This is a genomic window from Microcystis sp. LE19-10.1B, assembly GCF_027530565.1.
GTDB lineage: Bacteria > Cyanobacteriota > Cyanobacteriia > Cyanobacteriales > Microcystaceae > Microcystis > Microcystis aeruginosa.
The window spans coordinates 1-1824 of record NZ_JAPZQM010000443.1; the positions used below are offsets into that span (position 1 = coordinate 1).

The window sequence follows — 1824 nt, forward strand, 5'->3', positions numbered from 1 at the left end:
GATAAGGCTTTTAGACTTTTTTTCCTCAAAAAGTGCCGACCATTGGAGGGATCGGGGGTAAAATTCCTGGACTTTTTCCCTGAAAATTAGGTAACTGACTACCTCAAAATCGGTAAAACCCCACACCCCACACCCCACACCCCACACCCTGCCCCCACGAAAAACTTTTTCAGCAGACCCTATCTATTTGGGATTTTAATTCGCCGGTGATCATCGCTGTTTACTCGTTCACTGCTTTCAATATTGCAGTAATATTGTACTAAAAATCGAGGTTTCAGGGTGAAAAATGCTATTAGGTACTTAAGTGATTAGCTTTTGTCCCTTGCTTGCCCCACCTCCCACCTCCCCCTTACCTGTACGGACGGGAAAAAAGTTTTTTCGGGTACAGGAAGTATGTAAAATGGAATGTTGATCTTTCTTGGCCTAAACAGCATTTCATGATTTCGAGTAACGACTTTCGGAGCGGTACGACCATCGAGATAGATGGCTCTGTCTGGCGGGTGGTGGAATTCCTGCACGTCAAACCGGGTAAGGGATCGGCCTTTGTGCGAACCAAGTTAAAAAATGTTCAGACCGGCAACGTGGTAGAACGGACGTTCCGGGCGGGGGAAACCTTACCCTCGGCCACGATCGAAAAGCGTACCATGCAGCACACCTACAAAGAAGGCGATCAGTTTGTCTTCATGGACATGGAGACTTTTGAGGAAGCAACTCTCACCCCGGTACAAATGGGCGATCGAGCCAAGTATCTGAAAGAAGGAATGGAAGTCAATATTCTCTTTTGGAATGATCAAGTGTTAGACATAGAATTGCCCACTTCGGTAATCTTGGAAATCACCGATACGGATCCAGGAGTCAAGGGAGATACGGCCACCGGTGGCACGAAACCGGCGATCGTAGAAACGGGAGCGCAGGTGATGGTTCCCCTGTTTATTTCTATCGGTGAAAGGATCAAAGTGGACACTCGGGATGGTTCCTATCTGGGACGGGAATAATTGTGATGAGAAGCCCAGAAATGAGGGCTTAGGGACGGGTTTAGGACTAAAGCCAGTGTTTCTGAGCCTGTTTCCCAAAACTTAGCCGCTAGATGGGAAAAATCGATAGTTTGGTGGGTGCGAATTTGGATTTGTTGCTTTTTATTTGCGAGGGGATTTCAGAGCGGTGACTATTGATTACAACGAAATTCGAGAACTGATCAAAACATTGGCAGCAACGGATATCAGTGAATTTAGCCTGAAAAGTGCAGATTTAGAGCTAAATATCCGCAAAGGAACCGTTAATACTGCCCTTGGGCCTCTCCCCGCTCCCTTGCCGGTGGTGACGGCCCCGGTCGCCGCTCCAGTGGTAGCCGCAGGTCCCACCCCGGTCCCAGAAACCCCCACTGCCGAACCCGTGGCCGCCGCTATGGATAAAAAATGGCTGGCGATTACCTCTCCCATGGTCGGCACTTTTTATCGCGCTGCTGCTCCCGATGAACCCTCTTTCGTGGAAAAAAACGATCGGATCCGTGTCGGACAAACGGTCTGTATCATCGAAGCGATGAAGTTGATGAATGAAATCGAAGCGGAGGTGGCCGGGCAAATCGTCGAAATCGCCGTCGCTAACGGTGAACCGGTAGAATTCGGTCAGACATTAATGTGGGTTAATCCCGAATAGACAGATTGACATCCTCGCCGCCGTAAAACGGACGGCGATTCCCAAACCTCACGATTTGGGTTTCTGCTTCTTTCCCGAAGGATTTTTCGCACCTGCCTTAACAGATTTACTCTGTTCTGGTCTTATGGTCGCTCTACAGACTGACACCGCAAGCCCTGCGGCCAAAAT

At 49.0% G+C, this 1824-nt stretch carries 3 protein-coding genes; 2 read left to right on the plus strand and 1 reads right to left on the minus strand.

The window, feature by feature from the left end; translation table 11 throughout:
• Positions 1-183 (minus strand): hypothetical protein (locus O9332_RS16185; RefSeq protein ID WP_288026427.1); only part of this gene is annotated, 183 nt, incomplete at its 3' end.
• Between the two features lie 254 nt (positions 184-437).
• Between O9332_RS16185 and efp the strand changes: the two genes are divergently transcribed.
• Together efp and accB are read left to right on the plus strand one after the other, a co-directional pair.
• A complete protein-coding gene (gene efp / locus O9332_RS16190; RefSeq protein ID WP_002762061.1) occupies positions 438-995 on the plus strand; it encodes an elongation factor P in 558 nt (185 codons plus the stop codon).
• Between the two features lie 166 nt (positions 996-1161).
• Positions 1162-1656 carry an acetyl-CoA carboxylase biotin carboxyl carrier protein gene (accB, locus tag O9332_RS16195; RefSeq protein ID WP_002762059.1) on the plus strand — a complete coding sequence of 165 codons (495 nt, stop codon included), beginning with the start codon at positions 1162-1164 and terminating at the stop codon, positions 1654-1656.
• Positions 1657-1824 lie beyond the last annotated feature (168 nt).

Bases quoted from the DNA above. Each gene is read 5' to 3' on its own strand.
- efp (WP_002762061.1), top strand. From the start codon at position 438: ATGATTTCGAGTAACGACTTTCGGAGCGGTACGACCATCGAGATAGAT.